At 43.9% G+C, this 21402-nt stretch carries 16 protein-coding genes; 11 read left to right on the top strand and 5 right to left on the bottom strand.

Features of this window, described 5'->3' with window-relative positions; all coding sequences use genetic code 11:
- Positions 1–86: 86 nt before the first annotated feature.
- The 9 genes from QUB10_RS26450 (at position 87) to QUB10_RS26410 (ending at position 14946) form a co-directional block, all read left to right on the top strand.
- Positions 87–1238: a DUF262 domain-containing protein gene (locus QUB10_RS26450; protein WP_333206146.1), complete on the top strand. Its 1152-nt coding sequence runs from the start codon at positions 87–89 to the stop codon at positions 1236–1238.
- The gene (locus tag QUB10_RS26445) at positions 1235–2386 is read left to right on the top strand and encodes a DUF3696 domain-containing protein (RefSeq protein WP_333206145.1); all 1152 of its coding nucleotides are present in this window, start codon (positions 1235–1237) and stop codon (positions 2384–2386) included. Before QUB10_RS26450 ends, QUB10_RS26445 begins: the two co-directional genes overlap by 4 nt.
- Positions 2387–2389: 3 nt before the next feature.
- A complete protein-coding gene (locus tag QUB10_RS26440) occupies positions 2390–3331 on the top strand; it encodes a hypothetical protein (protein WP_333206144.1) in 942 nt (313 codons plus the stop codon).
- Between the two features lie 155 nt (positions 3332–3486).
- Complete coding sequence (locus QUB10_RS26435) at positions 3487–4110, top strand: restriction endonuclease subunit R (RefSeq protein WP_333206143.1); 624 nt, start codon at positions 3487–3489, stop codon at positions 4108–4110.
- Between the two features lie 73 nt (positions 4111–4183).
- Entirely contained in the window at positions 4184–5461 is a 1278-nt protein-coding gene (locus QUB10_RS26430; RefSeq protein ID WP_333206142.1) for a bifunctional sterol desaturase/short chain dehydrogenase, read from the top strand.
- A 766-nt stretch (positions 5462–6227) separates the two neighbouring features.
- Positions 6228–7130 carry a glycoside hydrolase family protein gene (locus QUB10_RS26425; RefSeq protein ID WP_333206141.1) on the top strand — a complete coding sequence of 301 codons (903 nt, stop codon included), beginning with the start codon at positions 6228–6230 and terminating at the stop codon, positions 7128–7130.
- Positions 7131–7171: 41 nt separating this feature from the next.
- On the top strand, positions 7172–8074 hold the full coding sequence (locus tag QUB10_RS26420) for a peptidoglycan-binding protein (protein WP_333206140.1): 903 nt from the start codon (positions 7172–7174) through the stop codon (positions 8072–8074).
- A 149-nt stretch (positions 8075–8223) separates the two neighbouring features.
- Positions 8224–10344, top strand: coding sequence for a caspase family protein (locus tag QUB10_RS26415; RefSeq protein ID WP_333206139.1), 2121 nt, complete (start codon positions 8224–8226; stop codon positions 10342–10344).
- A gap of 84 nt (positions 10345–10428) precedes the next feature.
- Positions 10429–14946, top strand: a complete 4518-nt coding sequence (locus QUB10_RS26410) for an nSTAND1 domain-containing NTPase (protein WP_333206138.1) — start codon at positions 10429–10431, stop codon at positions 14944–14946.
- On the opposite strand, the gene QUB10_RS26405 is transcribed toward QUB10_RS26410, so the two are convergent.
- The 3 genes from QUB10_RS26405 to QUB10_RS26395 all read right to left on the bottom strand — a co-directional run bounded on the left by QUB10_RS26405 (position 14923) and on the right by QUB10_RS26395 (position 16592).
- A complete protein-coding gene (locus tag QUB10_RS26405) occupies positions 14923–15114 on the bottom strand; it encodes a hypothetical protein (protein ID WP_333206137.1) in 192 nt (63 codons plus the stop codon). The two genes, QUB10_RS26410 and QUB10_RS26405, sit on opposite strands and share 24 nt — an antisense overlap.
- 120 nt (positions 15115–15234) lie before the next feature.
- Positions 15235–15714: a hypothetical protein gene (locus QUB10_RS26400; protein WP_333206136.1), complete on the bottom strand. Its 480-nt coding sequence runs from the start codon at positions 15712–15714 to the stop codon at positions 15235–15237.
- Positions 15715–15992: 278 nt separating this feature from the next.
- Positions 15993–16592, bottom strand: a complete 600-nt coding sequence (locus QUB10_RS26395) for a glyoxalase-like domain protein (RefSeq protein ID WP_333206135.1) — start codon at positions 16590–16592, stop codon at positions 15993–15995.
- A gap of 119 nt (positions 16593–16711) precedes the next feature.
- Between QUB10_RS26395 and QUB10_RS26390 the strand changes: the two genes are divergently transcribed.
- A complete protein-coding gene (locus QUB10_RS26390) occupies positions 16712–17116 on the top strand; it encodes a gamma-glutamylcyclotransferase (protein ID WP_333206134.1) in 405 nt (134 codons plus the stop codon).
- Positions 17117–17136: 20 nt separating this feature from the next.
- Here the strand turns inward: QUB10_RS26390 and QUB10_RS26385 are convergent, their stop codons facing one another.
- Positions 17137–17856: a response regulator transcription factor gene (locus tag QUB10_RS26385; protein ID WP_333206133.1), complete on the bottom strand. Its 720-nt coding sequence runs from the start codon at positions 17854–17856 to the stop codon at positions 17137–17139.
- Positions 17857–17941: 85 nt separating this feature from the next.
- Positions 17942–18517 carry an ATP-binding protein gene (locus QUB10_RS26380; RefSeq protein WP_333206132.1) on the bottom strand — a complete coding sequence of 192 codons (576 nt, stop codon included), beginning with the start codon at positions 18515–18517 and terminating at the stop codon, positions 17942–17944.
- 223 nt (positions 18518–18740) lie between these two features.
- On the opposite strand from QUB10_RS26380, the gene QUB10_RS26375 reads away from it, so the two are divergent.
- Complete coding sequence (locus QUB10_RS26375) at positions 18741–21269, top strand: NACHT domain-containing NTPase (RefSeq protein ID WP_333206131.1); 2529 nt, start codon at positions 18741–18743, stop codon at positions 21267–21269.
- Positions 21270–21402 lie beyond the last annotated feature (133 nt).

Below are 21402 nucleotides of genomic sequence, written 5' to 3'. Positions count from 1 at the left end.
TCCTTTCTGTTAGGAGCGGATAATCATTCAAGTTTTATTAGGACAAGACGGATTGTAATAAAAGTTAACACAAAGGAGTATTCCCTATGGTAAGTCAGCCCGAACTAGAACAGCAACTATCCAACCAAGATTCAATTGATGACTTAAATTTGAGTCAAGAAGAAGATAACGGTGATGAACCATATGAAAAAGACAAATTGATATACGATCCTGATGAAATTAATATTTTCACCAGAGAACCAACTATCGAGCAACTTCTAAGAAGAATCGACGAGGAAGCTCTTGATTTAGCACCCGACTTTCAGCGCTATGCAAACATCTGGAAAGATGACGCTAAAAGTAGACTGATTGAGTCGATCCTGATTCGTATTCCATTACCCGCTTTTTATATAGATGCAACTGATGAAGATAATTGGTTAGTTGTAGATGGATTGCAGCGGCTCTCTGCTCTAAAGCAATTTATGAACGATAAAACACTTAGATTATGCGGACTAGAATACTTAACCAATTTTGAAGGTAAAACTTATGATGAAATTGAACGCAGATACCAGCGTCGTATTCAAGAAACTCAAGTTACAGTTTATTTGATTGAAAAAGGTACGCCTCCTGAAGTTAAATATAATATTTTTAAACGCATCAATACAGGGGGATTACCCATGACTCCCCAAGAGCTCCGCCATGCTCTAAACCCAGGTAAGGCAACAAAGTTTTTAGCTAAACTTGCTACATCTCATGAATTTCAGCAAGTTACCAAATTGAGTAATTTGCGTAAAATGCGGATGGACGATCGGGAATTTATACTCGGTTTTTTAGCATTTACGCTTACATCTTATAAAGATTATCAAGGTGAAAAAAGGAATTTATTTTTGAGTAAAGCATTATATAAAGTTAATAATATGTCTGAAGCAGAATTACAAGCCATTGAAAAGAATTTTAAAAAAGCTATGGTTGCAGCCTGGGAAATCTTTGAAGAAAATGCCTTCCGTAAAGTATCTCAAAACCAGAAAAGAATCTTTCCAATTAATAAAGCATTGTTTGAAGTTTGGTCAGTTAATCTCAGTTTACTTAGCGACGAGCAAATTGATATCTTAAAGCAGCACAAGGAGCAATTGATTGAAAAATTTAGAAAGTATGTAGATAGCGATCGAGATTTTCTGACTTCTATCTCTCAGGCTACGGAAAAAATCGAGTACAGATTTAGGATAATTGAAAAAATAATTCAGGAGGTTCTGGCATGATTACTTCGCTGCACTTGGTCAACTTTAAACCTTTTGCAAATCAGTTATTGGAATTCAAAAAACTCACTTTATTTTCTGGTTTAAACAGCACGGGTAAATCTTCTGTCATGCAATCGCTCTTGCTGCTGCGCCAATCTTACCAACAGGGCTTATTGCCAGAAAAAGGGTTGGCGCTTAATGGGGATTTCGTGAATATTGGTACTGCTCAGGATGCACTTTTTGAGGGAGCAAAAGAAGACTTTATTGGTTTTAATATTGTTTGGGAAAACAACAGCGAGGGGAGATGGCGTTTCAAATATGACAAAGAGGTAGACGTGTTGAAAATTGACTCGGAACCAGTTAGCTCAGAATTGTATAAATCAAATCTTTTTGGCAATAAGTTTCACTATCTTCAGGCAGAACGGATTGGGCCGCGCCCATTTAATGAAATGTCAGATTACCAAGTACGACAGCTCGGTCAACTCGGTATCAAAGGTGAATATACTGCACATTTCCTTTCTGTTAAAGGGGGAGAGACTATTCCTAATAGTAGTCTCAGCCATCCCAATGTAAAAAAATCCAAGACTCAACCTGGTGCACCTTTAGTAAAATCAATGGATTTAATCGACCAAGTTGAGGCGTGGATGGGAGAAGTGAGTCCGGGTACGCGACTCAAAATTGATGCCAAATCAGATGTCGATTTGATGAGTTTTCAATATTCCTATGGAGATAGCAATCCTTACCGGGCAACTAATGTGGGATTTGGAATTAGCTACACTTTACCGATTATTGTAGCGGCACTTGCATCAACACCTGGTACAATCATTTTAATTGAAAATCCTGAAGCGCATCTCCATCCGAAAGGACAAGTTAAAATGGGTCAATTATTAGCTTTGGCGGCTAGCGGTGGCGTTCAAGTTGTGATAGAAACTCACAGCGATCATGTTTTAAACGGGATTCGCCTTGCGGTTCACGGGGGCAAAATTGACCCGAAAGATGTTCGGTTGCATTACTTCCAGCGTCAAAATAAAGAAGGACAAGCTGTGACTGAGGTAATATCGCCAAAAATCGATCGCAACGGACGAATTGATCGATGGCCGGATGGTTTTTTTGATGAGTGGGACAACAGCTTGGAGATTTTGTTGGAACCTGCGGTGGAAGGAGAATAAGCGATGGATTTGGAGATGGTGTTTAATGAACTGTCTGCACGAACTCTTGCTCCTGATATTTCTACGGCACGACAATGGATGGCAGAATTGATTAGGACGATGGTTGCAGCTAAAGGCTGTGGGCTGAAGGGAATTCGCATTCAAGCAGATTTTCATGCTATGATTCTTGCTGAAAGCTATCCTCTTTCTCGTTGGCGTAACGATCCTGAAGTTAATAAAGACGAGCGGACTTTTTTGAGAACGCTTGCAACTAAGACCCCTTTATCCGTTGATATTCCAGATATAGAGATTAAAATAAAAGTTGAAGACCCTGGTTGTGAGTTGAGTTTACAGGGTATTCAATCCGAAAGCTTTAAAGTTGCTTACTACCTTGAAACATTAGTCATTAGTCTGCATTCAGAATTGCTGTGGAATGCTAGTCGCATCAACTTAGATTTGATACAAATTGATGAGAATGGAGAGCTAATAAAAGAAAGTGTAGAGGTTCTTCATGCTAGTCAGAAAAACCACGTTCTCGAACACGCTAATTGGATTCAGAAACGTCAGCAAACAGGAGTGGCTGACGGTTTGGAGCTTTGGAACCGTCGAGCTGAGTTATTCTCCAGCCTGGAATTTTGCGATCGCGTCCGCCAACAGATAGAAAGCCTTGTCGATCCGAAAATGTTACGACAAGTTGTCAGAAAGTTATTTGAGCTTGATGAATTATCCAAAAATTGGACAGACGGAGCGCTAAATTTGGATAACCTTCCTAGTAAGGCATCTCCAGAGAGTGAGTCAAGGCTTAAGGAGTTTAGAGAGCAACTAAATATTCAGTGTCTTGACGGGAAAAAGCGTATTTTCAGTTTACACGTCCGCATGACATACAAAGTTTGGCGACTCCATTTCTGCACAGAATTAGGGCCCGGAAAGATAATCATTGGGTATATTGGCCCCAAAATAAAATAATTTACAGCGACTTGTGCTCGCAAATCCCAATGAACAGACATCTGGGCCAAATTAACTTACTCAGAATTTCATCGGCGTTCATTTGCGTTCATCTGCGGTTAAAAATTCAATTATGCTAAACTTATTAATAACCATAAACCCCTTTATTAATCATCATGCAAAAACTACAATTAAGAGATATCAACCTCCGCTATCTAATCGATAACTTCGGCTTGCAGCGAGTTCGCAACAGCGAATTTTTCCGAGAATGGCAAGAAAACTTACCCGAAGTAACAGACTCAGAAAAACAATTGCTCGATCGCGTCCAAGACATATACTTCAACTTGGTAGACAACCCGCCTGTATTGGAAAATGCAGTCAAGCTAACAATCATCAGCCCCATTTTGTTTGTTGCCGGTCTGTATGAGTCTCCTTTTCAAGTCAAAGCCGAAAAGTCGATATCCATTCAAGAGGAAGACGAAGGCAGAATCATCGAAGGCAGAATAGATATCCTAATTATGAAAGCAAACTTGTGGGTGACAGTAATTGAATCCAAACAACTTTCGTTTTCAACAGACGAAGCACTCGCACAACTCCTGACATATATGCTGGCATATCCGAACCCAGAAACTCCTACTTTTGGAATGATTTCCACAGGTGCTAACTTCAATTTTGTCAAGTTAGTTAGAGGCGAAACTCCCCAGTATGCGCGATCGGCTGAATTTGTTATTTCCAATCCCGGCAATGAATTGTACCGCGTTTTGCTGATTTTAAAACGCCTGAGTCAACTGCCAGACTAGCAATAAAAGCCATTTTGAGTTATCTTTCAAAACAGACAATCTCTAATATCTCAAATTTCAAACTAATGTGAGCATGGTAAATTACTGGATAGTCGGCGCTGTGGCAATAGCTTCTGTCTGCTGGGCAGAAATAATACGAGACTTTTATCACGTCGTGTCCCATTATTGGGCACCGCTGCAAAAGCTGCACACTTGGCATCACCGCGTTTTCCGCCCGAATTTGACCCCCGTCAGCGAGACAATTTACAAGCAAGCACACTGGCGTCACGACGTGCCCGAAGGTGCGGCGATGATGGTTTTAGGCTTGTTGCTGTGGGTTGTAGCTTATTTTGGGCTGCCGGAATATCACTGGGGTGCAGCAGCCGGTTGTATTTATACTTTAGGCTTTTTGTTGAGCGCGATCGCCCGCGGATGCGGCATCAAAGGTGCAGACGAATTAACCGACATCACCCACCAACCGGGAGACTTCCTTACTCCCCCTGGCAAGTGGTTAGTTAATAAACCTTATCACTGGCGACATCACTTCGACAATCAAAATGCTTACTATTGCGGTACTTTCACCTTAATAGATAAACTTATGGGTACAGCACTTTCTCTCAAAGGCAAAACTGTAGCCGTCACCGGTGCATCGGGAACTTTAGGGCGTTTGCTACTCAAACACCTGCACAAAGCTGGTGCAAAAGTGATCGCCCTCTCATCGGGAAATGAGGAAATTACTTTGAATCTAGACGGCGAAAGTTTACCTGTAAAAACCGTAACTTGGCAAGCTGGCCAAGAGGCAGACTTAGCCCTATTGTTAGAAAAAATCGATATTCTCGTCATCAATCACGGGATTAACGTACAGGGAGAAAGAACAGGAGAGGCGATCGCCAACTCCTACGAAATTAACACTTTTTCCGCGTGGCGGCTGATGGAACTCTTTTTCTTAACAGTCCGCACTAACGAAAACATCGCTTGCAAAGAAGTCTGGATCAACACTTCCGAAGCAGAAGTAATTCCCGCTGTCAGTCCCCTGTACGAACTCAGCAAGCGCGCCCTCGGAGATTTAGTCACCCTGCGCCGGCTAGATGCACCCTGCATCGTTCGCAAACTGATTTTAGGGCCGTTTAAAAGCAACTTAAACCCGATCGGCATTATGTCTCCAGATTGGGTAGCGCAGCAAGTTGTCAAACAAGCTAAAGCTGATGCCCGCAATATCATCGTGACAATTAATCCTTTGACTTTTATCATTTTTCCCGTCAAAGAGTTTTTTGTTTCTCTCTACTTCCAAATCTTCAGCCGGAAAGGGATTTCAGAGATAAAGGAAGCTGCGGCATCTGAAAAATCTAGCGTTGAATCTAAGATTAATTAATCAACCAAAACCCGGTTTCCGCAGGGGCGGTGGCTGTGACTGTCCGCCCTGCTGCTAAATTCCACAAAACTAAAGCCTTTCTCGCATCGTCACGAGTAAGCTGACGCCCCCACTCCCACAGTCGCAAACCTACTCTTCTAACTCATTGGGTCAAAACCGTTGGCGGGGAGTGGAATCAAGAGCTGTTTCGGGCCCCATTTCCAACAGCGTTATGCTTACTGATATAAATTATTGAATATTATTACTAACTATTGTCTCTCCTGATTCACTTCTATCCGCACGGGGTACTGTACGCTACCCGTTGCTGGTGCGGAATGTGGGTGTCAACTATGGTCGTTGGTTAGTTGATAAGCTGTTCAGCATTTAAATAAAATGTCAACAAACAATCTAAGTCTTGTGGGGAGTAGGGGTTGGGCGTCTCGCCCGCCCTAAATATGCAATTTAAATGCGTGACAGCTTACATCCAAGACTCATAAGTGTAATTTGATAGTGGTGGAATTGGGCGATCGCGATCGTTAAATAGAACAAGCAGCACACCGCTCTCGATCGGCAAAAATAAATTTTTGTAACGGCTGGAGAAAATCCCGGAATTTACTTTGGGACAGACGTAATTAGTGAAATCACTGGTCGAACAAAGACTTTGGATAACAAGTATGAATTGATAAACTCTTTTCACACGTTGTCAGAGGCAGGCAAAAGTTTGGCGATCTGGATCTTCAGGATGGGTGTTTCGCTCGAATCTACGTTTTAAGAAGGAAAAACTCAAATGCCAAGAAGAACGCTTGAAATCTTCGGCGATGGTCGCGTGTACGAAATAAAAGACGACCTAGCCGTTAAAGTCACCGAGACAAATGGGCAAGTAAAAGCATTAATTGATGCTTTAAAGTTCAGCGTGGCTAAAACATACAACATTAATCCTCCAGAAAAACAACCGCCTGATGTGGCAGAACGCAGAGGTTCAAAGCCAATCAATGGAGAAGGCTTTAAGCTTCTAACTACGTTTGAAGGATGTAAGCTAACTGCTTATGATGACGGCGGTGGAGTTTGGACAATTGGTTATGGACACACTGGCAACGATGTTTTTCCAGGACTGACGATTAGCCAAACGCAAGCAGAAGAATTGCTGAGCAAAGATTTAGAAAAATTTGAATCCTTTGTTGAGGATGCCGTTGAAGTTCAGCTCAATGACAATCAGTTTTCTGCACTGGTTTGTTTCTGCTTCAACGTGGGGCCAGGAGGTTTTGGAGATTCAACTCTTCTGAGGCTTTTGAACGAGGGAAATTATCAAGGAGCAGCTAATCAGTTTCCTCGCTGGAATAAGGTAAATGGTGAACCCTGGCTAGGGCTGACACGCCGACGATTGGCTGAACGAGCACTGTTTTTGGGAAAACCCTGGCAGTCATTCTTAACCTATGAAGGAACAGGCGAAGAAGTAACAGGTGAAACAATCTCAGAAGCACCTCGCACTTTGAAACTCACCGATCCTCTCATGCAAGGTGAGGATGTTCGTCAAGTGCAAGAAGCTTTGAAAACAGCAGGAATTAATCTCGAACCTGATGGATTCTTTGGCAATGATACTGACAAGGCAGTGCGGCAGTTTCAGCAGCAGAAAGGGCTAATGGCGGATGGTGTTGTAGGTGCCCAAACACGAAAAGAATTGGGACTATAACATCGATTGTGTAACCAAATTCAAACTCATAGGAAAAAACCATGACTGACTCAAGCGATCTTCTCTTTAATCAACCTGTAATTGTCGAGGCTTGTGAAGAATTTGTCGAACGGGATATGTTGGGAATTAAAGGCAGTTTTCCCGGATTGCTCAAAGATGCACCCATGTCTTCGACTGCGGTGGTCAATGGCTTATCTCAGCAGTTGATATATCAACTCCAACTAATTGTGCCAGATGCCTTTGTGAGTTTTGATGACCTCAATGTAGACTTGCTGGAGGCAGCCTTTCCCTATGTACAAGCCCCTGCAAAACAGGCACTCCAGAGAGCGATTCAAGATCGAGGTCAAACTATGCAGGTGAACTCTGCCTACCGCACGATCGCTCAGCAAATGCTGCTATACAACGATCGCTTCAACAACTCTAATCCTGTAGCTCCACCGGGAGCCAGCAACCACCAAACTGGGTTAGCGATCGACATTGAAGATGCAACAGGCTGGGAAGTTTATTTAATGCGGTATGGCTGGAATCCATTACCGGGCGATCCACCTCACTTCGATTACCAAGGTGGCGGCACGATCGATCTTCGCAGCAAATCAATACTCGCATTTCAGCAGCTTTGGAATCAGAACAATCCTAATGCAAAGATTAGCGAGGATGGCGGTTTTGGTCCTCAAACCGAGAATGCCCTTAATCGTTCTCCTGCTCCAGGGTTTTCTAAAGCGCCGTGGGATGGCAAACCCAGAACCTTGCGCTTGGCGATGCCCCGAATGGAAGGTTCGGATGTACTCAAGCTTCAGGAGGGTTTGAAAAAGGCTGGGATTGTAGTTGGGGCTGATGGTGAATTTGGGCCAGCAACAGATAAAGCCGTCAAGGAATTTCAGCAGAAGAAGGGGTTGAAGCCAGACGGCATTGTCGGATCAAAAACCCGCGAGCTAATGGCTTGAACTGTTCGCTATTGAATGAACCCAACTTTGAACAGAAGGATACGTTGCTGAATGGGCAGAGTTTTCTGAAAAGCTTGAAATTGCGGCTCTATAACTCTGTAGCTCGGCAACTATTTAAATTATAAAGACACACGGAGTAATGAAGAGAAATGGTAAGTTTATCTGAGAAAAAATCGAATATTTATGCCTTATTAATTGGCATCGATTGCTATAAGCCGAATCAGTTGTACAAGGATCTTAAAGGATGCGTTCGTGACATCAATCTTGTAGCAGACTACTTTTTAAAGACGGTTAAAATTCCATCCGAACGGATTTTCAGGCTGACTTCTCCCAATCCTGAAGTCGCTGAAATGATCGCAACCAAAGACCCGGAACCAACTTATGAAAATATTGTGGCAAAGTTTCATGCCATTACAGAAATAGCTCAGCCGGGAGAGCAGGTTTACATTCACTATTCTGGACATGGAGGACGGACGACAACTATTTATCCAGAATTGAAGGGGAATGACCAATATGATGAAGGTATTGTGCCATCAGATATTGGGGCTGGAGGTCGTTACCTACTTGATGTGGAATTGGCGATGCTGTTGAAGCGGATGACAGACAAAGGGTTGATTGTCACCCTTGTCTTGGATAGCTGCCACTCTGGAGAAGCAACTAGAGGCGACGATGTTGCAATTCGAGGCCCCGGAGAAACCGATACAGCACCGCGAGACTCCGAAAGCTTGGTTGCCCAGCGACAAGAGCTGATCGAAAACTGGCAGGCTCTGACTGATGGAATTCCTGCAAGTATTACCCCCGGGCAGTGGCTTCCTCAACCTAGAGATTATGTATTGCTAGCTGCCTGTCGTCCTAGCGAGTATGCTTACGAGTATGCGGTGAGTGGTAAGGATCGACATGGGGCGCTGACGTACTGGATGATCGATACGTTAACCAGTAGCCCTTCAGGATTGACGTACAAAACATTGCACGATCGCGTCAGTGCGAAAATTCAAAGCAAGTTTCCTCAGATGCCAATGCTCGTGGGCGAGAGCGATCGCTTTGTCTTCGGAGTTGAGCGCGGATCTTTACAATATGCCGTCAACGTGCTTGAGGTAATTGAGGCAGAGGTAACAGAGGCAGACTCAGAACCGAAGAAAGTCGTCAAGCACGTTCGGCTGAATGCGGGGATGGCAAACGGTCTCAGTCCAGGTTATCGTTTCGCAATCTATGCGTTTGGCACGACAGATTTTACCCAGAAAAATAAGCAATTGGCGATCGTTGAAATTGCCAAAGTTGGTGCTTCTGATGCCTGGGCAGATGTAATTGAAGTGCTACGTCAGGACAAGATTGACCAAGGTTCTCAAGCAGTGATGCTATCAGCCCCTGTCGATTTGGTACGGGGAGTACGCCTTTTCAAAAAAGAGGTTGGTGAGAAAGACAATGAACTGCCTCAAGCAATTGCGGACAAGCAAGATAATGCACTCTCAGCAGTCGAGGAAGCACTGGCAGGAAATGGCTGGTTGAAACTGGCGGATGCACAACAAAAGGAAGATTATCTAGTTGCGGTTAATCCACTCGGTGAGTATGAGATTTGCGTTGGCACGCCCATTAAAAACCTGCTACCTGCCCTGAAGATTGAGCATTCTGAGGCTCCGCAACAGGTAGTACAGCGTCTGGTACATTTGGCAAAATATCAGGCAATTCAGGAGTTGAGCAATCAATTTTCTGAGTTGACTAATCAGCTAGAAGTGGAATTACTCACACAACCAAACTGGCGACCAGGGATGCCTAAAAAACCGCAGTCATTTACCGATCCAACTAATTTAGTTGTGAAATCGGGTGAATCTACATTTTTGCGAATCAAAAATATTTCGTCTCAAGTTTTAAACATTACAGTGCTGAATCTGCAAGCAAATTGGGAAGTTTCTCGCCTGAAGATCCGAAATCAAGAAAGCTCTTTTTATCCACTCAATCCCAATGACGTAATTTTGGAGGCACTGAACTTTGAGCTACCCAAAACCGAGAGATACAACCAAGCTAGGGAAACGCTGAAAGTTTTTGCGACGATCGGGAAGAACGATTTTCGTTGGCTGGAGTTACCCTCACTTGATGAAGAAATTGCATCAAAGGCCGGACTCTATCGTGACGAGAGTCCGCTTGGGAAACTTCTGGCTGCGGTGGGTGCGGATGTTGACGAACCTCCGTTTCGATCGAGACCAGCAGTACCGATATTCGATCCGAGTCAAGAGTGGACAACAAAGGAGATTCAAATATCGATCGTGCGATAGATGTTTTATTTCGCTCCCCGTAGGGACACGGCATTGCCGTGTCCCTACCCCTACAAACTCTTACAAATCTTTTGGATGCGTTATATGTCAGAATTCACACACAGCTATGCTTTAGTTATTGGAATTAACGACTACATCAACGGTATTTCTTCACTCCAAACTGCTGTCAATGACGCCACAGAAATTGCCCACATTCTCGAAACCGAGCATGATTACACCGTTACTCTGCTTCGGGATGGCGAAGCTACCCTCAGCAAACTTCGGCAGGTATTAGAGATAGAATTGCCGCAACAAATTCAAAAGGGCGATCGCTTCCTCTTCTACTTTGCGGGACATGGGATTGCCCTCAACGGCGAGGATGGCCCCGAAGGCTATCTGATTCCTCAAAACGCTAAGTTTGGCAAGGCTAGCACTTACCTGCGGATGTCAGACGTAAATCAAGCCCTACTTCAGCTTCCCTGCCGCCATTTCTTGGGAATTCTCGACTGTTGCTTTGCGGGTGCTTTTCGCTGGTCGAGTACGCGCAAAGCGATTCCGATGGAACAGGGTACGATCCACAAAGAACGCTACGATCGCTTCATTCAAGACCCCGCATGGCAAGTTCTTACTTCGGCTTCCCATGACCAAACTGCACTGGATGCTTTTAACCTGAAAGACGATCGCGGACAAATTGGAAGCCATTCACCGTTTGCCTCTGCGTTGATAGAAGCACTTGAGGGTAAAGCCGATGCTTTTCCACCCGCCGAACCCGGTAAGCCAGCCGGGGATGGTGTAATTACGGCAACCGATCTCTATGTGTATTTGCGCGATCGGGTTGAAATTGCCACAGAAGCACGTGCCATCCGCCAGACGCCAGGGATTCATCCCCTCAAAAAACACGATAAAGGCGAGTATATTTTCCTGACACCAGGACACGCCCTGAATCTACCACCCGCACCACCATTGGATGTTTCCAAAAATCCCTATCGCGGCTTGTCACCCTTTCAAGAGGAACACCACAAACTGTTTTTCGGTAGAAGCGAACTAATCGAAAAGCTACAAAATTTTGTCAAAACTAATCCCCTAACAGTGGTTTTGGGTGCTTCTGGTGCGGGTAAATCTAGTTTGGTGAAGGCAGGATTAATTCCCGAACTACGGAAAGAAAAAACTGAAAAATGGTATTTTATGCCACCCATCCGTCCTGGTAAGACTCCCTTGCAAGCTTTAAATAATGCTTTGAAACAAATTCAATTACCAGAGGTAGAGCCACAAAATCCACAGCATAACCTGGTAATGAGCATTGATGTTTGGGCTAAAAAATTCCCCAATTTTAAGTTATTACTGTTTGTTGACCAAAGCGAAGAAATTATTACACTCTGTCAAGATGAGGATGAGCGCAAGGAATTTTTCCAACAGATACTTCAAGCAATTAACGCCCATCGGGATAAATTACGGGTAGTGTTAAGCCTACGTTCTGACTTTGAACCCCAAGTCAGAGATGCTGGCTTAAAGTTTTTCCCCACAGTCCTTAAAAAAGAAGTAGGAAACACTGACACTGAGCTTAAAAAGCGTTGGCTCAACGGACGATTTATTGTACCAGCGATGACACGAGCCGAACTACGCCAAGCAATTGAGAAACCCGCTGAAGCACGGGTAATGTATTTTCACCCCCACGATTTAGTAGAACAATTAATTAATGAAGTGGCGGATATGCCGGGAGCATTGCCTCTGCTTTCCTTTGCCCTGAGCGAACTTTATCTCAAGTATTTAAAGCGACAACGGGATGCAGAAAACGGAGGGCTCACCATTGACCGGGCGCTGACTCAAGCAGATTATCAAGCTTTGGGAGGAGTAATCCTATCGCTGACTCAAAGAGCAGATGAGGAATATCAGGCGTTAGTTCAAGAAAATCCAGCTTATCAAAGAGTTATCCGTCATGTGATGTTACGAATGGTTGCGTTGGGTGGGGGTGAATTAGCGCGTAGACAAGTCCAGTTATCGGAATTGGAATATCCCCCAGAAAAAAATAGTTTAGTTAAGGAAGTAATGGAGCGTTTTAGCACAGCCAGGTTGTTAGTGAAAGGGCAAGATGCAGAGGGAAATCCCTACGTGGAACCCGCCCATGATGCTTTGGTGCGGGGATGGGAAAGGTTGCTGAAGTGGAAACAGGAGGAACAAGAAAGCTTACTGCTGCAACGACGGCTAACTCCCGCAGCGAGGGAGTGGAATAGCCTTAAAAATAAGGACAAAGAACAGCCAAAAGGGATTCTAGACAGGGCTGATCCTGTTTTGGATTGGTTAGATGGACGACTCTTGACTATCGAAAACTTAGTGAATAAAATTCCTGCTCAGTTTGCTCGACTATTACGCCGCGCTCAAAATCAGCAAGCGCAATCGAGAGAGAAACCCGTACAGTTTTTGTGGAATGCGAATCCTTATCTCGACGTATTGGATAAAGAACTCAAATCCGATGACAACTGGTTGAACCACGTAGAAGCTGAGTTTGTGCAGGAAAGTGTTTTGCAAAAACGCCAGAATAGTAGTTGGCGGTGGCGCATTGCGATCGCAGTCATGCTGGGATTGAGTGCGTTAACCATTGCCGCTTTGATTGGACAGCGCAATGCCCAAATAGGTCAAGTTAGTGCCTCTAGAGCATCTGCTGAAGCAAATTTTCGCATCAATGAACAGTTAAATGCTTTGGTCGATAGCCTCCGTAGTAGTAAAAATATTAAGCAGATATTTTTACCTGATAATGACCTACACAGTCAAGTGGGACAAACCCTGCGAAATATGTTCTATGGCGCAAAAGAACGCGATCGCTGGGAAGCACCTCCAGGTATCGTATTCAGGATGTTTTTTACTAGGAAGCGCCAGTTACTTGTTATTACATCAGAAAATAATAAAGTTCGGTTGTGGAACAAATATGGCAAACCAATAGCCGAGCTACAAGGGCAAGAAGGTCTATTTCCTGGGGGTATTAGTGTTAGTCCAGATGGTAGTAAAATTGCTACTGCAACACAAGACGGAATACTACGCTTGTGGGACTTAAAAGGCAAAAAATTAACTGAATTTAAAGCACACCAAGGTGCGAGGGACGGCATCCCAGCGATTGAATATATCAGGTTTAGTCCGGATGGCAACAGAATTGCTACCACTGGAAAGGACAACTCTGTAAGCTTATGGGACTTGCAAGGTAAAAAGATAAGGGGAGGCAAATTACCAACATCGAGCATAATTGGGCTTGGTCTTAAGCCCAGTGGTGAACTACGAATAGCTACATTAGACACAGACAAAGACCGCATTAAAGTGCTGGATTTATCGAACCAAAATTCCCAAGAGGTAGCGGCATTTAAAAACACCTTTGGTACTAACTTAATAAAAGTCAGCTTTAGCCCCAATGCCAAGCAAGCGATGATTTTTTATGGAGAAGAGTCAGAAAACGCTAGCTTGTGGAATTTTTCGGAACCGGGCAAACTAGAAAATGTAGAAGGAAGAATTAGTCGGGGTGGCAGTTTTAGTCCAGATGGCAATAAATTAGCTGCGACGGGAGTTGATGGTACTGTCAACTTTTTGAACGAAGATGCCAAGGTTCAGAGCAAATTCAAATTGCCTCAAGGCAGAGTGAAGATGTCTACTTTTAGTCCTGATGGTAAGCAAATAGCTACTTTAGGGGATGACAACAATATCCGCTTGTGGGATTTAGAGAAACAGCCTTTATCTAAACCTAAACTGGTTCAAAACCGAGTAGAAAGTATTAGTTTTAGCTCTGATGGCCGGACAATTGCTACCGCAGATTCAGAAGGTGTTGTGCGCTTGTTGGACTTACAAGGCAACCAGATCAAGAAATTTACAGGGCTTCCCAAAGCTACAAGTGTTAGTTTTAGCCCTAATGGTCAGACAATTGCTACCACAGGAGATGGGGGTATGGTGCGCTTGTTGGATTTGCAGGGCAAGGTTGTAAAAAAATTCCAAGCACATCCCGGGAAGGTCACGAGTGTCAGTTGGAGTCAGGATGGTCAGAAAATTGCCACTATAGGCGATGGCGGTGCTAACAATCCAGATAACGAAAGTCAAACATTAGACGACACTTTAGTCCGATTATGGGATACTAAGGGCAACCAGTTAGAAGAAAAGAAACAAGAAATATTCACTAACACCTTCCAAGGCGTTAGTTTTCAATCCAATGGCAAGCCACTATTACTTAATTTTGTTAGTAATGGAGACGCAGGCGCAACTTATAGCAATGTTGATTTATTAGACTTTTCGGGAAACTTAACTAACTTGATCCCAGGACGGCAAGCTGGAAATGAATTTGGTTCTGTCAAGATTAGCTATGATGGCAGCTTACTCCTGACTACTTCAGGCAACACCATCGGTTTGTGGAACTTGAAGGGCGAAAAATTGATGGAATTTTCCTCAGATAAACAGATCAAAAGTCTTAGCCTTAGCCCTGATAACAGTATGCTGGCTGTGATTGGAGAGGATGGTACTACTGAGTTGTGGCGGCTGGGAGAATTCGATGAACTGCTCTCGAAAGGTTGCGATCGCGTGCGTGACTATCTTGAGAATAACCCCAATGTTAGTAAAAGCGATCGCCACCTATGCGACGATGTGCCAAAGTAGTTGGAAAAGATAAAAGTTTTTAACGGCGTAGCAGCTATTCGTCAAATATGCGTAGATAAGTGCGATCGCCTCTGAAAATTCTTGGTACAAAAGTGCGATCGCCCGACAAAACCTCTGAGTACAAAAGTGCGATCGCGTCACAGAGTTTTTATGATACCCTGGACGCACGGGTGGTCAGAAACCGGGTTTTTTGCGAGAAGATGCGTTACAGCGCGCAGATTTGGTAAAAAACCCGGTTTCTTTGGTCGGAGTGCGTCCAAGACTGTATTACCCATCTTTGTATAAAGCTCAGATGGCAGGTTTTACTAAACTTTTCTCCCAAGTCTCGCAAATTGCATTAGCACCTGTCTTTGCAATCTTTTTTATAATTAGAGTTGCCAGGAGAGTAGCAACAGCAGGAGCTAACCCAACTCCACTGGCTAAAACCCGAGCCAACATCCCAGCCGCTTTGGTATAGTTCTGATTTATGGTTTCATCTAAAATCTTCTGAGTCTCTGCATCGTCTCCGAGGGGTTTGCACATAAGTTGGTAAACTAAGGGGTTGACGCGATCGAACAACTGGCGACCAGCATCTAAAAATCTTGGATCGATCGCTGCTCTAGCCGCAACGTTCACATCAATAGATTCCAAGGAAGCTGGGTCTACCCCTTTGGCTCCACGTCCAGCAACATCATCCCCTATGGCTTGTACGCGACAGCCTAGCTGAGCTTCCAATACATCATCATCCAGCTCCCACAAACTTTCCACAATGGCTTCAACTTCTGTCATTTCTACTTATCTCCAGGGTTTAGTTAACAAGACTGTTACTGATTATTCTGGGAATATACAAAAATCTCCGGAAACCAATCAAGGTAGTTTAGCCAAAATATAGTGATATTTCAAAAATCTCAACTATTCTTATCATTTTTTGATTGAGCGACTATCTCTCTGGAGATGAGCCCTGTTCGCGACTAATATCATTCCGGCCCAGCCGGAATGATATTACCCAACAAAAGAAGCCGGGGGTAGCGCGCGAGATCGTTTTACTTTTAATTAGAACGACCTACTTAATTACTAACCTCAGCCATTTCAATGACGCGGCCGTCGTAATCCTTGACCAAAAAATTCAGTGGCTTTTCCCGGCGAATTTTATAACTAATGCCGCGAGTTTGTACCCTCATCAATAGCTGATCCAAACATTCGCGATCGAAACAAACGTGACGCGGGCGATTTTTTTCCCCTACACCCGCCCCGCTAATAATGTGTAGTTGGGTATTTTTCATCAACTGATACCACAAACCATCGGGACTCCCCATTGTTTGAGAGCTCGTTGCCCTCCCGACATTCGGCGACAAATACAGCGGATCAATACCAGTTGTCCCCAAAGTTTGCTCGTAATTGTAGTAGTAGTGCAGCGGCACTTCTGCTACTGGCAGGTTTAGCATACCTTCATAGAACTCCCTCGCTTGTCCGAGATCCGATACCATCACCGTGTGTACCTTCGGAGCACTGGTGAGAAACATCCACATCGCCCCCGCATAGGCGGCCAGCAGCATCACCATAATCCCTTGAGTCGAAAACAAGCTGTCAAGGGGCAGGAACGGCAAAAAAGAGCTCAAGTACAAAGGCCGAAGTCCAAAAGCAATAAAACTAACTGCTAGAGTCATGAATTATAAGAAAGGTAAACAACGAAATTTATCAAGATTGCAGTCGCGATCGCCCGCGAGACTTAAACTATTAGCTTAGCCATCTATGTTAGCAAAAACTAGCGGTTAGGCCCTACCCGATGAAAGTCTTTGTCTACGGCACTCTCAAACCGGGGGAGTGCAACTACCTCCGCTACTGCGAAGGAAAAGTTGTGAATGCTTACCCCGCGATCGCCCGCGGTCAACTTTTTGCGCTGCCGATCGGCTATCCTGCGATGATGGCCGGAGATGGCACAGTCTGCGGTTTTCTCCTCTGTTTCGCTTCCTCGGCTATTTTGGACGATTTAGACCGATTGGAAGACTATCATCCGCTGCGGGAACCGACACAAAACGAATATCAGCGACAGGAAATCGAAATCTTCGATCGACACCTCAAACCTTTAGGCACGGCTTGGGCTTACTTCATGTTACCCGATCGCGTTCGTTCCCTAGGAGGCATCTGGCTGCCCCACGGCACGTGGGAAAATAGGTTTTTCACCAAATAAGGTGGTTAATGCCGATGAGCTTAGTAAATTGCCATTGCCGTGCGATTCGGCGGATCGAACCTGTAACCGTAACCCCGAATAGTTTTAATAAACTGCGACGCATTAGCATCAACTTGAATCATTTTCTTGCGAATCTGGCCGATATGCACGCTAACAACTTGCTTTTCTCCTGTGTCGTCGCAGTTCCACCCCCAGATTTTTTCGATTAGCTGTTGGCGACTCCAAGATTGATTGGAATGACTTGCCAAAAAATACAATATCTTAAATTCCAAGGCTGTTAACTTGATAATGCGATCGTTGAGTGTTGCTTCCCGACGCGCTGAATCGATCGCGAATTGATCGAATACAATACGTGATGAAGTGACAGGCCTCATCCGTCTCAACACAACTTCTATACGAATTGCCAACTCCGCCAAACCAAAGGGTTTGCAGATATAGTCATCAGCACCTGCAGACAGGACTTTAATTTTATCACCTTCGTCTGTGCGGCTGCTTAGCATAATCACAAAAACATTAGTACGGCGCTGCATTTCCTGGCAGAGGTGATAGCCTGTAGTATCCGGCAAATTCCAATCGAGAACTACTAGCAGTGGCTTGAATTTCTCAAACAATTCTAAAGCCGTCTCGCCATCTGCTGCCGAATCTACTTGATACTTCTGATTTAAAAAGCGATGAACTAGATTGCGGATTGATGAGTCATCATCCACAACGAGAATCTTGGGAGTAGTATCAGTAGTCATAACAAAAAAGTTTCTTCCTAGGCTCAATTTAAAGCTGGTAATTACAGAACAGCTTTAGTGAAGCGAAAATCCCAGATCCTTCCAACTAATACAGAATTTTTTCCGGCAATTCTTCTTTCAACTTCGCTTGAATGTCAAAAGGCTCTCCCCAATCCCAAATTTTTACTTCTAGGTGTTCGTTAAATACCATTATTTCAAGCTCGATCGGAGTTTCTAATGGCAGATTTTTGTGAGCGTGGCGAACAGCATTCGTAAACCCTTCAATCACAGCCAGTTTACACTGATGCAAAACGAATAGGGGAATAGGTAGAGGATCTAACTGTTCAACCCACGATAAAACTTGAGCAACAGCCTTGATATCAGTATTTACTTGAAGGCTAATTTTTTGAACTTGCTGGTTACAACTTGGCTCGGATTGGGGAAATCGTTGCTTTTGAAACCAGAAATTAAAGCTGGTTAAAACATCGATCGCCCGCTTAAAAAAACCATCTTGAATCCTGGGTGGGAGTGGTACTAGACCAGGCTGCTGATAATAAAATTTTACAATGAACAGACAGTTCCGACCGCAAGAAGTGCGGGTATAACTTAGCTCATCGGCAATTTTGCCAATAATTTTTATACCTATCCCGCCTGACGGGATGTCATCTATGTTATGTCTCATGGTGCTATCCTTTGTCATCATTTAATGTGTACTTTTTTACCTAAAAAAGAGAGTGGCATTCTCAACGATTAAGTTTGCATGATTTATGCCTGACTTTTCCCGTATGCCGTGCAGTTGTTGTCAGGATCATTTTCTCTTTGTTGCTGGGGTCTTGACAAACTCAGTTTGCGATCGCTAAACTGAACGAAAACTGACATTGACAATGAGATAAGTAAATTATATAATGACTACCCTCAAAGCCTCTGAAGAGGGATTAGTAAAAATTAAGCAAGCTAGAAGAGAAAGGGGATCGACTATAGAAGACCCCAGATGGCTAGTAGAAGCTAGTAAAACATTAGAGCCTGATCGAACTTGGACAGAGGCAGGCCCTTATGCCGATGGTCTTTCGCTGCCCACTTGGAGGCGCTTTTTAGGAGGAAGAGAACCAATAAAAGCCAATGCTTTCAAGGCTTTCTGCACGGTTTTGCAGTTGAATTGGGAAGAAATTGTCGATCGTCCTCCTTTAGCCCCCCCTTACCAAGGGGGGGTTGGGGGGGTTAGAGATTTTTGCCAACAGGATATTGATTCGGTAGTGGAAGAGATACGGCAAAAATGCCACAGCAAAATCCAACAGCTTTACAGCAAAATGCAACTGTTGGATATTGCACAGCCCGTTGATATCAGCAAGCTCTACGTTGAAGTCAACATTTTGGAGGAAATTACCAGTTGGCAGCCGGGAGAAATTAGCGATTTACTCAGAGAGTTCAACCCAGATGCGGATAACTTTAACCGCTTGGGATTAGGTAAAATATGCCAGAAACGAGTACCAGGATTGGATGCGGTGAAATCTCACTCTAAACTGATGGTACTCGGCAAACCGGGTTCCGGTAAAACTACTTTTTTGAAACACATCGCTATTCAGTGCGATCGCTCAGAATTTGAAGCACACAAAATACCGATTTTTATCTCTCTGAAAACCTTTGCTGAAATCGCTAATCTTGACTTATTAGAATATATCAGCGACGAATTTGCCAGTTGCGGAGTTGAGGCGCGATCGCAAACTGAATTCGTACTCAGTCAAGGCAGAGGCTTGATTTTATTGGACGGCTTAGATGAAGTGCCAGAATCAGATAGCGATGCAGTCGTCAGACAGATTCGTCAGTTTGTCCAAAAGTATTACAACAATCAGTTTATAATTACCTGTCGAATTGCCGCTGCTAAGTACCGATTTCACGACGAAGCCTTTACCTGTGTTGAGGTTGCCGATTTTAATAACAAGCAAATTGCTGCCTTCGCGCTCAATTGGTTTGTGGCATTTTCCCAGAATATTGAGGCAGGGAAAGCTTTAGCATCTCAATTTGTAGAGACGCTGACACTGCAAAAAAATCAGCAAATTCGAGAACTGGCAGTAACGCCAATTTTGCTTAATCTGACTTGTTTAGTATTCCAAGCGAAAGCAGATTTCCCATCCAACCGAGCCAAGTTGTATGAGGAAGGACTGGAAATTATGCTCAGAAAATGGGATGAAACGAGAGGCATTCAACGGGATGAAGTTTATCGAGATTTGAATTTGTGCCGCAAGAAACAGTTACTTGCTTTTTTAGCAGCTATTACTTTTGATCGGGGCGATTATTTTTTTGAAAAAAACACAGTTCAGCAATTGATTGCCGACTATCTGGCTAACTTACCCGATGCCACAACTGACCGCGTTCAGTTAGAAATGGATAGTGAGGTAGTCCTGAAGGCGATCGAGGCACAACATGGATTATTAGTGGAAAGGGCAAGAGGAATTTATTCGTTTTCTCATCTAACATTTCAAGAGTATTTCACTGCCAGAGAAATTGTTAACAATTTGGCTCCACAAGCTTTGGAAAAACTGGTCAGCCACCTGACCGAGAAGCGTTGGCGAGAAGTCTTGTTCTTAGCAGTTGCGATGTTGGAAAAAGCTGATGACTTGTTGTTGTTAATGAAACAGCAAGTTGATGGGCTGGTCGCTGATGATGAGCAGTTACAGCAATTCCTAATGTGGGTAAGAAATAAATCTTTTTCCATTAATGCTCCCTATCAACCATCAGCTATCCGTGCTTTTTATCTTGGTCGAGAGGTAGAGCGCGTTAGTAACCCTCGTTCGGACTTGAATTTTGACCTAAATTTGATCCGTATTCTTGCTTATGCCATTGACCATACCTTTAAACCACCCCTTGAACTTTTTTTCTTGGACTTTACTTCTTATTATGACAATGAACGTGACTCTGGCTTGGCTACTGAACGCCACTCTGACTTGGCTACTGATATTGTTCTTGATGTTGCAATGTTTTATGCAATTGACCTTAATATTCCCTATACTTATGCTGCTGCATCAGGTCGCAATCTTCTCTCTATCCTCGCCTTTACTCTCAATTTAAATCTGGAACCAGAATTGAAGCAATCTCTGCAACAACTCAGAGACAAACTATATGATTCAGCATACACAAACAGAATACAGGAGTGGTGGAGAAGCGAGCGGGAGTGGTGGAATGCTAAAGGTAAAGATTGGACTCAGCAATTAATAAATCTGATGATTAAGTATCGCAATATAGGTCACGATTGGCAGTTCAGCCAAGAGCAAAACTCATTGCTGAGGAAGTATTACGATGCTAATAAATTGCTCGTAGATTGCCTCAATAGCGGTTGTAATGTATCTCCTGCTATGCGGCAGGAAATTGAGGAGACATTGCTGTTGCCGATCGCACATATCCAAAAAATCGGTGACAAGTGCGATCGCCCGCTCTAATTCCACTCGCTACCTACTCCGATATCAAGATGCGATCGCCCCACAATTCGTCATTCAAACCCACATTCCGCACCCCCAACTGGCACATACGCGGATTGAGGGGGTAAAAGTGAATCATCCGAGACAAAGCGTG

Origin of the sequence: Microcoleus sp. B5-D4 (genome assembly GCF_036705145.1) — a bacterium.
Lineage (GTDB): Bacteria > Cyanobacteriota > Cyanobacteriia > Cyanobacteriales > Microcoleaceae > Microcoleus.
The sequence above is the reverse complement of the archived record's forward strand: the minus strand, read 5'-3'. Positions and strand labels throughout refer to the sequence as shown.